At 67.7% G+C, this 14,468-nt stretch carries 13 protein-coding genes; 1 reads left to right on the top strand and 12 read right to left on the bottom strand.

What is annotated here, in order from left to right; genetic code table 11:
* Nucleotides 1-1,219: 1,219 nt before the first annotated feature.
* From AB0G47_RS34930 to AB0G47_RS34875, 12 genes are all read right to left on the bottom strand, one after another.
* A complete protein-coding gene (locus AB0G47_RS34930; protein WP_360778180.1) occupies nt 1,220-1,636 on the bottom strand; it encodes a hypothetical protein in 417 nt (138 codons plus the stop codon).
* A 32-nt stretch (nt 1,637-1,668) separates the two neighbouring features.
* Nucleotides 1,669-2,079: a TadE/TadG family type IV pilus assembly protein gene (locus AB0G47_RS34925; RefSeq protein WP_360778178.1), complete on the bottom strand. Its 411-nt coding sequence runs from the start codon at nt 2,077-2,079 to the stop codon at nt 1,669-1,671.
* 35 nt (nt 2,080-2,114) lie between these two features.
* The gene (locus AB0G47_RS34920; RefSeq protein ID WP_360778176.1) at nt 2,115-2,519 is read right to left on the bottom strand and encodes a TadE/TadG family type IV pilus assembly protein; all 405 of its coding nucleotides are present in this window, start codon (nt 2,517-2,519) and stop codon (nt 2,115-2,117) included.
* Nucleotides 2,516-2,719, bottom strand: a complete 204-nt coding sequence (locus AB0G47_RS34915) for a hypothetical protein (protein WP_360778174.1) — start codon at nt 2,717-2,719, stop codon at nt 2,516-2,518. Before AB0G47_RS34915 ends, AB0G47_RS34920 begins: the two co-directional genes overlap by 4 nt.
* Before the next feature lie 30 nt (nt 2,720-2,749).
* On the bottom strand, nt 2,750-3,643 hold the full coding sequence (locus AB0G47_RS34910; RefSeq protein ID WP_360778172.1) for a type II secretion system F family protein: 894 nt from the start codon (nt 3,641-3,643) through the stop codon (nt 2,750-2,752).
* A complete protein-coding gene (locus tag AB0G47_RS34905; protein WP_360778170.1) occupies nt 3,640-4,557 on the bottom strand; it encodes a type II secretion protein F in 918 nt (305 codons plus the stop codon). Before AB0G47_RS34905 ends, AB0G47_RS34910 begins: the two co-directional genes overlap by 4 nt.
* Nucleotides 4,554-5,888 carry an ATPase, T2SS/T4P/T4SS family gene (locus AB0G47_RS34900; RefSeq protein WP_360778168.1) on the bottom strand — a complete coding sequence of 445 codons (1,335 nt, stop codon included), beginning with the start codon at nt 5,886-5,888 and terminating at the stop codon, nt 4,554-4,556. The genes AB0G47_RS34905 and AB0G47_RS34900 overlap by 4 nt, the downstream gene beginning before the upstream one ends.
* A gap of 128 nt (nt 5,889-6,016) precedes the next feature.
* On the bottom strand, nt 6,017-6,847 hold the full coding sequence (locus AB0G47_RS34895) for a hypothetical protein (RefSeq protein WP_360778166.1): 831 nt from the start codon (nt 6,845-6,847) through the stop codon (nt 6,017-6,019).
* On the bottom strand, nt 6,847-7,455 hold the full coding sequence (locus tag AB0G47_RS34890) for a hypothetical protein (RefSeq protein WP_360778164.1): 609 nt from the start codon (nt 7,453-7,455) through the stop codon (nt 6,847-6,849). Before AB0G47_RS34890 ends, AB0G47_RS34895 begins: the two co-directional genes overlap by 1 nt.
* 124 nt (nt 7,456-7,579) lie before the next feature.
* On the bottom strand, nt 7,580-8,059 hold the full coding sequence (locus AB0G47_RS34885) for a hypothetical protein (RefSeq protein WP_360778162.1): 480 nt from the start codon (nt 8,057-8,059) through the stop codon (nt 7,580-7,582).
* 608 nt (nt 8,060-8,667) lie between these two features.
* Nucleotides 8,668-9,030, bottom strand: a complete 363-nt coding sequence (locus AB0G47_RS34880; RefSeq protein WP_360778160.1) for a hypothetical protein — start codon at nt 9,028-9,030, stop codon at nt 8,668-8,670.
* 572 nt (nt 9,031-9,602) lie between these two features.
* On the bottom strand, nt 9,603-9,839 hold the full coding sequence (locus AB0G47_RS34875) for a hypothetical protein (protein ID WP_360778158.1): 237 nt from the start codon (nt 9,837-9,839) through the stop codon (nt 9,603-9,605).
* A 561-nt stretch (nt 9,840-10,400) separates the two neighbouring features.
* On the opposite strand from AB0G47_RS34875, the gene AB0G47_RS34870 reads away from it, so the two are divergent.
* Nucleotides 10,401-14,429 (top strand): DUF6531 domain-containing protein, encoded by a 4,029-nt coding sequence (locus AB0G47_RS34870; RefSeq protein ID WP_360778156.1) that lies wholly within the window; start codon nt 10,401-10,403, stop codon nt 14,427-14,429.
* Nucleotides 14,430-14,468 lie beyond the last annotated feature (39 nt).

Raw genomic sequence — 14,468 nt, 5'->3', positions numbered from 1 at the left:
CGTGTTGCTCGGACAACAGGCTGATCAACAGGGCCCGCAACGCGTCCAACGCGCCAGGCCCGACGAAACCAAGACCACGGCTTCGTGCCAGGCCCCATGCCAAGGCCCGACCATCCCTCACGCCAACCACGTGCTCGCCTGGTGGCGTGGTCGGCTGAGAGCCCGCCGCAGGCTGTGCTGTCTGTCCATGAGCCAAGCGCAGCGCCCTCACCACGGGAGCGATGTGAACGTCCTTCCGCTCCCCGCTCCCGGGCCGGTAGCGGATCCTTCGGCGTCGACGTACCACCGCCAGGCCCGCCACCACCGCGGCTGCGACACCGAACCCGACAAATACGCCGCCTGGGAGTTCAATACCTGCGCCAGGGTCACCGTCGTCGTGATCGCGGTCGGATGGCGGGCTTGGGGGCGGGGCCGGCGCGGAGGGTTCGTCTGGGGAAGGTGCTGGATCGGGTGGGCTCTCACCGCCGCCAGGATCGTGGTCATTGTCGTCGGGCGGCTCGGGACGCCTCTCCGGCAGGCGAAGGACCCAGCCGGGCCGTACGAGCCTGGGGTCGGTCAACGTATAACCGTCCGCCTGTGGTCGGTCACGGTTCAAGGCATAGATCTCCGTCCATCGCCGCCCGTCGCCCAAGCATCGCTCGGCGATCTTCCACAGGCTGTCGTGAACGCCGTGCTCGGGGGCCCGCACCACTGCTTCGGTCGTCGCCGTATCGGACGCTTGACGAGGATGGGCCGGAGCCGTGCTCACTGCGGCTGGACGGAAGTGTCCCGCCGCGGACTGTGGGCCGCGGCTCGGCAAGAGCGCGAGAAGCACCGCGCCGACCAAAGCTGTCGCCATCGCGTGGAGCGGGCCGGTGCTATCCAACCTGGGCGGCGGCCACGAGACTGCGCGCACGCCAGAAGCTGCGGATCTGGCGACGGCAACCAGTAGCAGTACCCACGTCGCCCACAGCACGCAGGCAAAGGTGTTCAGGAGGAGGGACGCGCTCAGAGAGGAGGTCAGGGCAGTCACGACCTCCTGCAGGGCCGGCACGTGGTCGGGCAAAGGCCACCCGATGTAGCGCCACAGCCCCCAAGGGACGCCACCCGTCATTGCCGCCAGGAGAACCACAGCAAGGGCGCCGCGCACCAGCAGCACAATCCGTCGTGCGAGGCGGGCCAACGAGCCGCTCTGAGGTCGAGCCGAGCCGGATCGCGCACCATTCATGGCATGACCTGCCTACGGTTCGGGGGCTTCAACTCCGCGTACGGCGTGCGCGCTGCTCGTGGCCGTGACGCTGAGGGTGCCGACGCCCAACAGGCCGAGGAATTGGGTTCGTTGGTGTGCCGCGACCGTCACTGTGACCGTGTCGTCAGCCGTCGTGACGGTGCCGCTGTCTCCGGTAGCTACGAGATACGTCTGAGCGCGTCGCCGGGCCTGATCAGGGAGCAGCCTCAGCGTGCCGTCGCGGCGGTAGGCGGCAAGGTCGATGGCCTGGGCTCCGCTCCGAGCCGCTTCCTGCGCTTCGCCGATGGCACGGACCTTTGCCGCGAGTGCCAGACCGCCGTCGAGCACCAGCGCTGCGAACATCACCACGGCGGTGGTGATGAGAACGACGAAGACCGAGATCTGTCCATTGTCGCGGTCAGCACGCATACCTATTCGTACGGATGTGCATCCGCCCGTCATCACCGTGCCTCGCTTCCCTGAGCCGTGGTCGTGGTTCCCCGGTGCTCGTCGATCGGTGCGGTGAACTCGGCCTTGAGCGTTGTCGCGCCCGGCACCTGGAGGAGCGCCAGGTCCTGCAGATCGACGCGGCAAGCGACGGAGGCAGTGATGGTTCCGCCCGGTCGCATGGTGCTGGCAGTGTCGACCTCGAGGGACCGGCAGGTGATGCCCACATCGCTCAGCGCCGCGACAGCCGTGGCGCGGGCTGCTGCCACGGCAGACGCACTGCTGCGCTCCGCGCTCGCTGCACGAGCCGCCTGATGCGCGGCGTCCTCAATGCGCAACCGGGCGTCGGCCGAGCGCCCGCAGAAGAGGAGGAACCACAGCATCATGATCAGTACGGGGATTAGCAGCACGAGTTCGACCGTCATGGATCCGGCGTCGCACCAGCGGCGCCGCCCGGTACTCACGATGCCGCTCCCCCACCGGGCTTGAACTCCTCAAGCGGTCCTGCGGAGCGCGCTCGTACCGGTAGATGTAGGAACGGCAGGACGCTGCTGGCGGTCCCGCTGATCTGCACCTCGGCGTGCTCCTCCCCACGGTTCACCGTGACGTGGACGTCGCGCAGTGGTCCCCGGCCGAGGCGGTCCAGGACGTAGTCCGCCTCGTTCTGCCCGGCGCCCGCAGTACCGTCCTGGACCCGGGTGGCGGCGAGCGCATGTGAGGCGGTGGCCTGGGCGATGTGATCGGCGTGTAGATACAGGGCCGCCTGCGCCAAGAGCAGCACGACGGTGAGCACCAAGGGCATGCCGATCACCATCTCCGTTGTGACAGCACCGCCATCCGCGGACCATCGGCTCGGCCGCCTCAACGGAAGGTGACACTGCGCGCCGCCTCCAGGATCTGCGGCCCGAACAACCCCGTGACGGTCAGGGCGAGTCCGGCAAGGAAGGCGATCCAGATGACCTGCTCCGTTGTGACGCCGCGGTCGTCGCGGGCCAGTTCCGCGAGCTTCTGGGGCAGTCTGCTGAGGCGGATCCGCAGGAATCGAGCGAGGATGCGCGAGGACATGGCCGGGCTCCTTACGGCGTCGTCGCGGGTTCATAGCGAGGCGGTGATCTGGTTAAGGGCCGGATAGAAGACGAAGATGACGAAGCCGAAAGCCATGAGCATGCCGGGCAGGGCCATCCGCTCGGTCGCGGAGTTGGCCTGTCCTTCGGCTTCGGCCCCGTCCCGGCTGCGCATGGCAGCAGCCTTCGCGGCCAGAGAGTCACGGACCTTGGACCCCTCGGTGCCCGCGAGTGACAGTGCGGCGGCCAGCTCCGTCAGCTCGCTGATCTCCAACTCCTCGCCGAGTTGTCCCAAAGCGTGCCAGGGCGAACTCCGTGTCAGGCGTGCCGTATCGAGGGACCGGCGAATCTGTTGGAAGGCCCAACCTTGGCCGGTGCCTACCGCGTCGTACAGGGCAGCGTCCACACCGGCGCCACCGGCGAGAAGGATGTGGATGAGGTTCAGGTAGGCGCTGAGAGCGTGGCGAAAGGCAGCCCGGCGACGTGCTGCTTCGGCCCGTAGGCTCAGGTCAGGAAGCAGGAAGCCACCCACCGCCAGCCCCAACGCCCCTCCGGCAGGCAGCGCCCAAGGCAGCGGTCGGCCACCGATCGTGAGCACAAGCTCGATCGCCATGGGCAACATCAGCCCCATCAGGCCGAGCGCCGCCTTCTCCGCAAGGTGCGTGTCGGCCGCGCGCGCCGTGACGGCCAGGTGCTTCTCCATGCTCCTGTGCGGCAGCCCGAGGGAACGCAGGAGCGAGGCGAAAGGCGCACCGAGCCTGACCGACCACCCACCCTCCTGCGTGGTCAGTTGGTGGATCGGCTTCGGTTGCGTGTGGAGCAGAGTGATCAGTTCACCCAAGGTCGGGCGCGGCGGGAGAACCCACACCACCATCGCCCACAACCCCAGGCCCGTGCCGATTCCCAGCAGCACGATCGTGCTCATGAGATGACCCCCTGACGCGCGCTCGCTGCGTCGCCCGCGCCGGCGTCGCCGCTGTGCTCATCGGCGACGCTCAGGAAGCGTTCAGGACCCTCGATCCGTGCCAAGCGCCGTAGCCAGTGGAAGGCGAGACTGAACAATCCCCCGATGGCCAGGAGGACGAGCTGCCCGGCGAACGTGCCGTAAGGGCGGAGGAAGACGGGGTTGAGCAGGATGAGGCCAGCCGCGAAGGACACCGTGGTGGTGACGACGACGCGCATGGTCGTACGGGTACGGGCTCGGGCCGCGTCAACACGCTGACGCATGGCCACTTGGGCACGGGCCGTCGCCGCGAGTTCGCCGAGCAGCAGAGCCAGGTGACGGGCCTGATGCTGCGAGGCAAGGACGAGGGCAGCCAGCACCAAATCCGCGGTCGGGTCATCCAGGTCATCGGCCAGGCGCCGCAGGGAGGGCGCGAGGCGTTCGCCGCGTTCGAGGCAGGCGGAGAGTTCCAGAATGTGAGGACGTACCGACTTGGGAGCGGCCCGAGCAGTGGCCACGATGGCCTGCTCCAGGCCCGCGGCGGCGGCGAGAGTGTCACGCAGCATTTCGCTCCAGCCTGCGATCCCTTCGAGCTTCGCCAGCCGCCGCAGGTCGGCAGCTCCCATACCAAGTAGCCCAGGGACACTCCACACGGCCAGGGCGACGAGCACGCCTCCAACAACCCAGCCAGTGAACACTCCTCCGGCCATTCCGGCGGCCAGCGAGGCAACAAGCCATCGGCCGGCGTGCTCTCGCCGCGCGCGTTGACGCTTGCGGTCCGAGTTCGACGATGACTGACCCGGCTGTCCGCGCTCCCGCCAGCTCCGCACCACAAGGGCCAATCCGAACCCGACGCCGAGCCCGAAGAAGGCCGACAGCAGCACATGTACGTTCATGACGGCCACCCTTGGGCTGTGTACTGCAGCCGATCGGGATCGAAGCCTGCGACCACCAGGTCCTCGAGCGTCTTTGCGCGAACGGGCACGCCGGGCACCGCCCGCAGGTCCGGTCCGGGCCGGAAGACCTCGTTCGAGACGATCTGCCGACCGTCAGCGTCGATCACTTCGCGCACGGACGACACCACACGCTTCCCGGGTTCGCCACGTGGGCGCTCCAGATGCACGACGAAATCCAGAGCGGAGGCGACGAGAAGGTTGGTGGCGTCCAGCGGAAGCCTCTCGGGTCCTTGGACGGCGTACGCCGCGAGCCGAGTGAAAGCGCCAAGGCTGGTGGAGGCGTGCAGCGTGCCCATGGAGCCGTCATTGCCCTGGCTCATGGCGTTGCACATCGGGATCACTTCGGGGCCGCGTACCTCGCCGACGATCACACGGTCCGGCGACATCCGCAGCGCCCATCGCACCAACTCCGCCTGACTGATGGACCCTTGGCCTTCGATGTTCGCTTCCCTCGCCTGCATCGCCACCACGTCGGGGTGAGCCTCGACATCGGCGTCCAGGTTGAGCTCGAAGACGTCCTCGACAGTGACCAGGCGTTCCCAAGGCGGGATCTCCGCGGCCAGCGCACGCAGCATGGTCGTCTTGCCGATGGTGGTGCCGCCGGTGACCAGGACGTTCTTGCGTGCTCGGACGATCGCGGCGAGGAAGGATGCAAGGTCCCGGTCGATGGTGCCGACTTTGCGTAGCTCGTCGAGGGAGACGGTCTTGTAGCGGTGCCGGCGGATGGAGACGGAGGGGCAGGTGGTCACGGCCATGACAGCGAAGACCCTTTCCCCACCGGGAAGTTGAAAGTTGACGCCAGGGCTGCCACGGTCGAAGCGACGTTCTTCCACCCCCGAGCGGGCCGCGAGATCACGAATGAGCTGGATCAGCTCAGCGTTGGATCCCACCACCGATGGAAGCCGCTCGCGGCGACCGTCGGAGTAGCGTACGAAGACTCGGTCGCCGTTGATGTTGATGTTCTCGATGTCGGGGTTGCGCAACAGCGGTTCAAGCCCGGCCAGGCCGAAAACCTCGTTCAGAACGGCCGCGATCACTTGCTGCTCAACTTCAGGCGGCACGACACGTCCGCCCTGCGTGAGCTGGGTCCGGGCAAACTCCTCCGCGGCGTTGGCCAGGATCGCGTCCGCCTCAGCTCGGCGCTCCGCGTCCGTCCACCGGTGCTGTTCTGCGGTGTCGTGCTCCCGGATACGGTCGGGCAGCCGCTTCAAGAACTCACGACGCAGGTGCTGTCGCAAGTGGTCGGCACCGGCATGCTCGTACAGCCCCATACCTGGGAGCTCGGACGGCTCTTGGACACCCGACCCCAGAACAGACACGGGTCCTCCGTTGCTCGATTCAGTGGTGGGAAAGCCGAGGCGACGTGTCGAAGGCAGGCCTCCTCCGGTCGTCCCGGCCATCACAGAGGTCCGTTGCTGGAGGATGCGGCAGCGACCGGCCATCCGGCGGCCGGGAAGCTGACGTGCTCGTCTGGGCCGGCGGCTTCGATGGCACCGACGCTGAGCTTGGGCATCGCGGACCGTTCGGCAACCTGAACCGCCAGCGACGCCAGCGCCTTCCCCAGAGCCGAACGCGCAGGCGCAGCACGCCGCCCCATGGCTCCCCCGAGCGCCGCCGCCCCTCTTACGTCCTCAGGGAGTCGGGCCAGCACCTCGATGCCCAACTCGTCGGCCACCTCGTGGGTCCGGTAGCCGTCGCCCGCCAGCACGAAGTACAGCTCGGACGACCACCGCTCCACGGTGGCGACCATGGTGGCGACGTGCGCGAGCGCGTCGTCACGCGCTCGCGCGAGCAGCAGCACGACGTCGGCCTGGCGGAGTACCGGCAGGACCGGCGACGCCGTTTCGACTCGCCCGCAGTCCGCCACGACGACCACACCCGCCCGGTCCGCCGCTCGTCGCGGCATCGTCGTCTCCTCGCCGGTGAGCTGCTCGAGTGCGGCCTGCGCCTGTCCGGCACTTGGCGGTCCCGGCACCACCCGCAGTCCACCCGGCAGCTGTTGGCTGTGCTGCCAAATGAGACCCGGCTCGGCGTTCCGTCGCCCGGCGGCAGCCAGGGTGACCAGGCCGGGTGCTGTCGCCAACCGGTATCGAGCCAGCAGATCGCCGCCAGCGGGGTCACACTCCATCACTACGGGCTGATGACCGCTCGGCCACTGCCCCGCGAGGCCCAAGGCAGCAGTCGTCACTCCGGGCGAGCCCTTCAAACTGCACATCGCCACCAGCACCATCAGGTGTCCCCTCCGTGCACCACGACGACGCGGATCGCGCCCTCTGGAGCGGCGGCCAGCCGCCGGGCATCGTCCTCGTCCAACGTCAAGGTCACTACGGTCAACTGGTCATCGCGATCGGCTTCTACGTCGACGACCGTGGCCCTCCAGGATTCACCATCCGAGGTCGCGGGCGACTTTCCAGATACCTCGGACGGTGCCGCAACGACTCGGACGTGGTTCCCCGGCTGCAGCTCGGAAGGCATGTACCCGGGTTTCAGGCCGATCGCCGTGACCGCGTGTCCCACTGGAGGTGTCTCCGGGCTACCCAGCACACTCTCGGTCAGAAGCGCCCCCTCCGGCAGGCTGTATGCCACGAGCCGCCCTTCCACGGACCCGCGGGCGCGGGCCGGGAACGTGTCGAGTCCGCTGTCCGTTGCGAGACTCACTTCCCGCAGATCGCGGGAGGTGAGCTCCTGCCCGACAGACACCGGCCGGGCAAGCGCCAACATCGTTTCCCGGTCACCGAGTTGGAGGGTGACCAGCACACCTCCGGTCGCGCATCCGAGGACTAGGAGCACCCCGACCAGTAGATAGGGGACTCTCCGCAGGCGTGGCGGGCTGGTCATACGCGGAGGCGTGCTGGCGATGCCCCGCCCCAACTGCTTTCTGCCGCTGCTCTTGCTCGCTGTCGCAGAACCCGTTCGCGTACGTAATCGAGTACTCACGTGCTGCCTCCCACGCGTGCCCTCACTACCGGGTGTTCAGTGCCTGGCTCTCCGCGACACGCACCTGCGCGGTCGATGTCGTGGTCATGCCGGGAAACGTCCCGCTGTCGCCTGCTCCGGCCCAGGTGACCGTCCAGTGGATGGTCGCGGACACCGTGTAGGCCCCTGCGGGCTGCCCTGCGGACGAGGAGCGATAGGTGTGTCCGCAGTCCGGGGAAGCGCGGCCAGGATCTTCAGGGCCCTTCTTGCGCACGCCCTCGTCATACGGGGTCCCCGGCCCCCGGCAGGTGACTGAACTGCCGTCGCCCAACTTCCAGACGACCTTCGCCGGGCGGGCCACGGCCGTCACCGAGACCCCGGGTACCGCGGCCGTCGCCGACACGGGCTCCCAACTCCCGCGCGCCAACCACAGCCATGTCGGGAGCTTCACCAGCTGCTCTCCTGCCGGGCTCATGGAGATGTCCGGCGACGGAAGCCTCAGCTGCTCGCGGGCCTGCTGCGCCATTTGCGCGGGTGACGGCGGCGGGGGCTCTGCTGGTCCTCCATCGTCTCCATCGCCTGGTTTCGCGTCGGGAATCCACACCGGCGGCCGGTAGAACGCGTCCCGGATCGCGCCCGAGGAGCACTTGTAGAGATGCCAGGCCCCTCGCTCACCCGGCTTGGGATCTGCTGCCGCCATGGACGCGCCAGGAGCAAGCCGTCCGCTGAACACGGCAGGTACCGCTGTGGATCCTGTAAGGCCTCCCGGTTCTCGCGGCTTCTGGTAGGCGGCCGCAACGGCATCCGGCGGCGCCTTGTAGTCGCTGCGCACGTACGAGCACTTGCTTCGGTTCGGATCACGCTGCTGTATGCCGCCGCCATTGCCACCGCTTCCGCCGCCGCCCTCGGGCCGCGAGGGATGAGAGGGGCTGTGAGGGTCTTGGGGGCGCGGCACACCACGCTGCCGCCCGTCCTTCCCACCTTTTCCGCCCTTCCCTGCCCCGAGTTCACACCCCGGATATGGATTCTGCGAGCAGTCCACGGAGCCCCAGCCCCCGTCGGCCAGGGCTGGCAAGGCGCCCGCGACAACCATCGCCATGGCCATGCCCGCGACCAAACAATTACGCCGCAGCCTCAACACGACCCGACTCCCTCGACCGCGAAGCGCGTGACCTTCCAACTGCCGTCGCCCTGCTTCTTCACCTCGGCCGTGATCGCCTGCCGCCCTCCGGGCTTGTCATCCGCGAGCTCCCCGCTCTTCTTGCGGTACTTCAGCCAGTGCGAAGAGTCGCCACAGTCAGAGATCATCACGGTGGTGGGGTCTGCCGACGGCTTCATCCCGGAGACCTTCGGCGAGTTCTTCGGCTTTCCCTTCGTGACCAGCCCGTTGCGGCGATCGGCGTACATGCCACGCGTAATGGCGCCGAGTGCGTCCCCCGCGGCGTACCGGCCGAGGCGCCACGACTCCCAGTCCGACGTCTTCGCTGCCTGTGCCATGTCGTGCCACATTCCGAGGTAGGCGTTAGTCGCCTGTTCCCGGGCGGAATCTGCGACCGACGGCGTCTGCGAGGCCCCAGGCTTCACAGGACTCGCGCTGTCACCATCGTCCGCGCCTGGGGAGCCCGCGCTCCCTGCTCCTTCCTGACCGGAGGAGGCACAACCCGCCGCCACAAGGAAGAGCCCAGCGATGAACCCGGCACACACAGCACGCCGTTCGACCCGCCACCGACCTGATCGGAACACCACGACCACATCACCCCATGGACAAAGCAGACGCCTATCCGGCGCGCAAATGTGCTCCGGCGCATCCACCACTACTCCCGCTCCCCGCCCTCACCGCAATACGTGCCGACGAACCGACTTCAGAGTCAATACGGAGAATCCGGCGCTTTCTTCACCTGGTCGCGCGGAGATGCTCGCGGTTGATGACGCCCTACGTTCTTTCACGGGTCGATCGAGCCACTCGTAAGGTTCTGTCACCCGGGGGTGCCGGGTGTGGCTGTGATGGCGCCGCCGCTCGTGTGGCTGAAAGAGCTTGGCCGCTCGGCGCCCCGCGACGACTCGACCGCTCATTGGGATGCGCGAACAAGATCGCTGGGTAGGGCCACGACGGCGAGGTCGTCTGCGGCAAGGTTCAGCTGAGGGGAACCGGGCGCGCCGATGGAGACGTTGGCGGTGGCCGGCGTGGCCGCGTCCCGGAGGTGTCGGGCGCCGACGTACTCCAGACCGGCGATGACGCCGAGGACGGCGCCCCGGCCGTCGCAGCCCAGAACGCGGACGCTGACGAGGGCCGCCTGCCGTGCCACCCCGAACGTGGCGCCGCCGACGTGCGTGCCGCGCCCCGCTGCAGACCGCCCGTCACGACCAAACGAGCGATCACTACTTCTTCCTGCAGCAGGGTGTCCCGCGACCAGCAGAGTGCGCTGTCGGCCCTCTTGCGGCGGAAGTCCCCCTGAGTCCGAACCGTGAACTCGGGGGCGGGCCTCAACACTTCGTGCGCCATGAAGGCGGGCCCCTCGCAGATCACCGCCTGCGACCTATTAATCACGGAAAGGTAAAGATCAACAGGAGATTGCTTCTGAAATTGGGACGAAATAGCTTCCATCGTTTGATCTTTAGGTGGCCGCCACATCAAACTCCGTCACATCATGCACACGACTAACTCTTAGTTGTGTGTGTTTCGTGGGGGTGGGGTTGTGCTGACCGCTGTGTCTGCGCGCATACGCGTGCTGATCGTGGTGCTTGTCTTGTCTGTGGTCGCGGGCAGTGGCTGGCTGATCCAGGTATCAGGTGACGGCAGCGACAGTCGTGGGGGCGACAGCGCAAGTGCAGGCCGAGGGCCCGCACCGGCGGCGCATCAGAAGCCGGTGACACCCCAGGAACGGCGCGACCAGACCAAGGACCGCGCGAAGGCGACGAAGTCGCATGGTCTGCCGACGACGAAGAGCAAGCCCGCCACCGCGGAGCAGCTCAAGCTGCTCAAGAAGAACCGGCGCGCGATGAAAGCGGGCGGCCCCAAGGCGACGGGGATGTCGACCGGCGGGGCAGTGCGCCCAGCCTCCTACACGAACGCGGCCGTTGCGGCCTCATATACGAGCGGCGCGCTCTATCAGTACACGGCCGATCCCTTCGGCAACACCGCCGCCCAGCAGGGCGGTTGGCTGATGGCGCTGGGCAACCACATCGGTGCCGGCGTGCCCGGCGAGCCGCTGCAGGTTTCGGCGGCGATCTGGCAGACCGGGGGCGCCGACGACGAGGTGCATCCGGTCAAGGTGCGCTGGAAGCTGGACGCCTATGGCTGCCGTCTCAACCAGGACGACAACAAGGTCTTCGACTTCGGACAGACCGTGCAGGCGCCGACCCTGAACACCGACAAGCAATTCCCGGTCGTCAACGCCTCGATCACCCTGCCGACCACGGAGTGCAACTACCCGGTTCCCCGGTACTTCATCTACGCCTGCACGACGGTGGCGGATGACCCCACGGACACCGAGTCCTGCGGCTCGTACAACGCCTTCGACATTCTGCCGGTCCTGCCGGAGGGCGCGGCCTGCAGCGCGGTGTGCGGCGACGCGAGCGGTGCGGTGGGCACGACCGTCACCCGGGCCGACCCGATCAGTACCGCGACCGGCGCGTTCACCGAATCGTTCACCGATGCCCAAGTCGCAGCTCATGGCATCCCGTTCACCGCGGCGCGCGTGTATTCCTCGGACAACACCGCTGCCGGCGCGTTGGGCAAGGGCTGGCAACTGCCGTGGGAGACGCGGCTCAAGGCCGAAGCCGACGGCGATGTCGTCCTGACCGGCGAGGGCGGAGCCCGCACCACCTACGCCAAGAAGTCCGGCGGTACGTTCGAGGCGCCCGGACAGGCCCGCTCGACGCTGGCTGCGGACGGCAGCGGCTACAAGCTGACCACCGCGGATCACCGCGTCTATGCCTTCAACGCGGCAGGGCAGCTGACCTCGCTCAAGGACCGGACGGGCAAGGGCCTGGCCCTGACCTACACCGGCAGCCAGCCCACAAAGATCACTGACGCCGCAGGCCATGCTGCCTCCCTGGCGTACAGCGGGGACCTCCTGGACAAGGTGACGCTGGCCGACGGCCGGGTCGTGGACTACGGCTACACCGGCGACCAACTGACCAGTGTCAAAGCGCTGGACGGGGCCACGGAGACGTACGGCTATGACGGCGGGCTGCTGAGCAAGGTCACCGACGCCCGCAGCAAAGTCGTCACGACGAACGTGTATGACGCCCAGGGCCGGGTGAAGTCGCAGACCGACGGGCTGAACAACACCACCACCTTCGCCTATTCCAAGAACGGTCAGTTCGACCAGACCGACGTCACGGCCCCCGACGGGGGCGTGTGGACGGACGTCTACTACAAGAACGTTCTCTTCACTCAGCTCGACCCGCTCGGCAACAAGAGCTACTACCGCTACGACGCGCACTTCAACCGGACCAGCGACGTCGACGCCGAGATCCGCGAAACACAGTGGGACTTCGACAGCTCAGGGCGGATGAAGAGACGCTTCTCCGGCGCCTCCGACGAGTCGTGGACCTACGACAGCAGCGGCAACGTCGCCACATATGAGGACGGCGAAAACAACAAGACCGTCTTCGGCTACACCGGCGACCAGCTGACCTCGGCCACCGACCCGCTGGGCAAGAAGACGCTCTACGGCTACAACGCCACCACGAAGCTGCTGGAGACGGCCACTTCGGCACGCGGGAAGACCACCCGCTACGACTACGACGACGCCGGCAACCTGAAGACGGTCACCACGCCCAAGGGCAGCAAGACCACCTACACATATGACGCCGCAGGCCAGGTCAATACGGTCGTCGACCCACGCGGCAACACCGCCGGAGCGGACCCGGCGAAGTACACCACCACCTTCACCTACGACGCAGCCGACCGGATCAAGACCGTCACGGACGCCCGTGGCAACACCAGCTCGTACGCCTACAACCTGGCCGGCCGTCTCCACACGGTCACCGACGCCAAGAAGCGCGTAACGACCTACGACTACGACGACGCGGGCCGTCCCACCACCGTCACCGACCCGGCGGGCAAGACCACGATCACCGGCTACGACAAGGTCGGACGTACCACCTCGGTCACCGACCGCACCGGCGCCACCACGACCTGGACCTACGACAAGGCCGGCCGCCAGAGCGACATGGTCACCGCCCGCGGCAATGCCACGGGCGCCACCAAGGCGGCCTACACCTGGAAGTTCGGCTACGACAAGGTCGGCAACCGCAAGACGGTCACCGACCCGCTGGGCAAGACCAGCGCCTTCAGCTGGGACGCGGACAACCAGCCGCTCTCGCTCACCGACCCGCTGGGCCACACCCGCAAGGTCACCTACGACGACAACGGCTCCATCACCGAGACCCGCGACGCCCTGGGCCACGGCGCGACGCTGACATGGGACGACAACAACCGCCTTGCCTCGTCCAAGACCTGGGCCGGCTACACCACGTCCTATGAATACGACGCCGACGGCCACCTAAGCGCCGAGGTCTCCCCGGAGGCCGAGCGCACCACGTACGGCTACGACGACGACGGCCAACTGGCCAGCAGGGTGGACCCGCGCGGCAACGCCAGCGGCGCCGACCCGGCCAAGTACACCTGGGCCTTTGGCTACGACGCGGCAGGCAACCCGACCTCGGTCACCGACCCGCGGGGCCACCCGAACAAGACCGGCTACGACCCGGCCGGCAACATCGAGACCGTCACCGACGCGCGCGGCAAGCAGACCCTCTACGAGTACGACGAGCTCAACCGCGCCAAGAAGGTCACCGGCCCGGACACCGGCACCACGCTGATGACCTACAACACGGCCGGCTTCCTGGACACCAGCACCGACGCCAACACCCATGCGACCACCTACGGCTACGACGCCGAGGGGCGGCTCAAGTCGGTCAAGAACCCACTGGGCAAGACCGTCGGCTACGACTACGACCCCGAGGGCAACCGCACCAAGGTCACCAACGCGCGCGGGCAGACCATCACCACCACCATCGACGCCCGCCAACTGCCCACCAAGGTTGCCTACTCCGACGGCACCCCGACCCAGAGCTACGTCTACGACGACGCCAGCCGCATCCGCGAAGTCACCGACGCCACCGGCAAACGCACCCTGACGTACGACGATGACGACAAGATCCAGACGATCACGTCGCCGGGCGCGGCCAAGCCGTTCAGCTACCTCTGGAATACCGACGACACGCTCAAGTCCCGCACCTACCCCGACGGCCGGGCCATCAGCTACAGCTACGACAAAACGGGCCGGATCAAGGGCCAGACCACCGACAGCAAGACGACCGGCTACGCCTACGACACGGCCGGCAACCTCACCTCGGTCACCCTGCCCACCACCACCGCCCGCGCCGAGACCCGTACCTACGACGCAGCCGGCCTGCTGGCCTCGGTGACCACTCCGTCCGGCAGCAACGCCTTCACCTACGACGACAACGGCCAACTGACCGCGGACACGCCGACGTCGGGCAAGCCCACCCGCTACGCCTACGACGACGCGGGCCGCATGACGCGGGCCTGCACGGACACCACGACCGAGTCCTGCCTGCCCGGCAAGACCGGCGGCACCTACGCCTACGACAAGGTCGGCAACCTCAAGACCTCCCAGACCTCCAGCACAACCACCACCCACACCTACGACGCCGCCGACCAGCTCAAGACCACCGCCGCCGGAACGACGACCACCAGCTACAGCTACGACGACGACGGCAACCAGACCAAGACGGCGCCGACACCTACGCCTACGACCCGCTGGGCCGGGTCAAGTCCGCCACCATCGGCGCCGACGCCTACACCTTCGGCTACGACGCGGACGGCAACCGCACCGTCGCCAACAAGAACAACGCGCTGATCCGCACCTCCCGCTGGGACATCAACAACGCGCTCCCGC

Origin of the sequence: Streptomyces sp. NPDC021622 (genome assembly GCF_040640795.1) — a bacterium.
GTDB lineage: Bacteria > Actinomycetota > Actinomycetes > Streptomycetales > Streptomycetaceae > Streptomyces.
The sequence above is the reverse complement of the archived record's forward strand: the minus strand, read 5'-3'. Positions and strand labels throughout refer to the sequence as shown.

What these genes read in the sequence shown, in the direction of transcription:
- AB0G47_RS34910 (WP_360778172.1), bottom strand. Translation starts at nt 3,643, where the DNA reads ATGAGCACGATCGTGCTGCTGGGAATCGGCACGGGCCTGGGGTTGTGG.
- AB0G47_RS34915 (WP_360778174.1), bottom strand. Translation starts at nt 2,719, where the DNA reads ATGTCCTCGCGCATCCTCGCTCGATTCCTGCGGATCCGCCTCAGCAGA.
- AB0G47_RS34895 (WP_360778166.1), bottom strand. Translation starts at nt 6,847, where the DNA reads ATGGTGCTGGTGGCGATGTGCAGTTTGAAGGGCTCGCCCGGAGTGACG.
- AB0G47_RS34905 (WP_360778170.1), bottom strand. Translation starts at nt 4,557, where the DNA reads ATGAACGTACATGTGCTGCTGTCGGCCTTCTTCGGGCTCGGCGTCGGG.
- AB0G47_RS34890 (WP_360778164.1), bottom strand. Translation starts at nt 7,455, where the DNA reads ATGACCAGCCCGCCACGCCTGCGGAGAGTCCCCTATCTACTGGTCGGG.
- AB0G47_RS34900 (WP_360778168.1), bottom strand. Translation starts at nt 5,888, where the DNA reads ATGGGGCTGTACGAGCATGCCGGTGCCGACCACTTGCGACAGCACCTG.
- AB0G47_RS34925 (WP_360778178.1), bottom strand. Translation starts at nt 2,079, where the DNA reads ATGACGGTCGAACTCGTGCTGCTAATCCCCGTACTGATCATGATGCTG.
- AB0G47_RS34930 (WP_360778180.1), bottom strand. Translation starts at nt 1,636, where the DNA reads ATGCGTGCTGACCGCGACAATGGACAGATCTCGGTCTTCGTCGTTCTC.
- AB0G47_RS34885 (WP_360778162.1), bottom strand. Translation starts at nt 8,059, where the DNA reads ATGGCGCAGCAGGCCCGCGAGCAGCTGAGGCTTCCGTCGCCGGACATC.
- AB0G47_RS34880 (WP_360778160.1), bottom strand. Translation starts at nt 9,030, where the DNA reads ATGGCACAGGCAGCGAAGACGTCGGACTGGGAGTCGTGGCGCCTCGGC.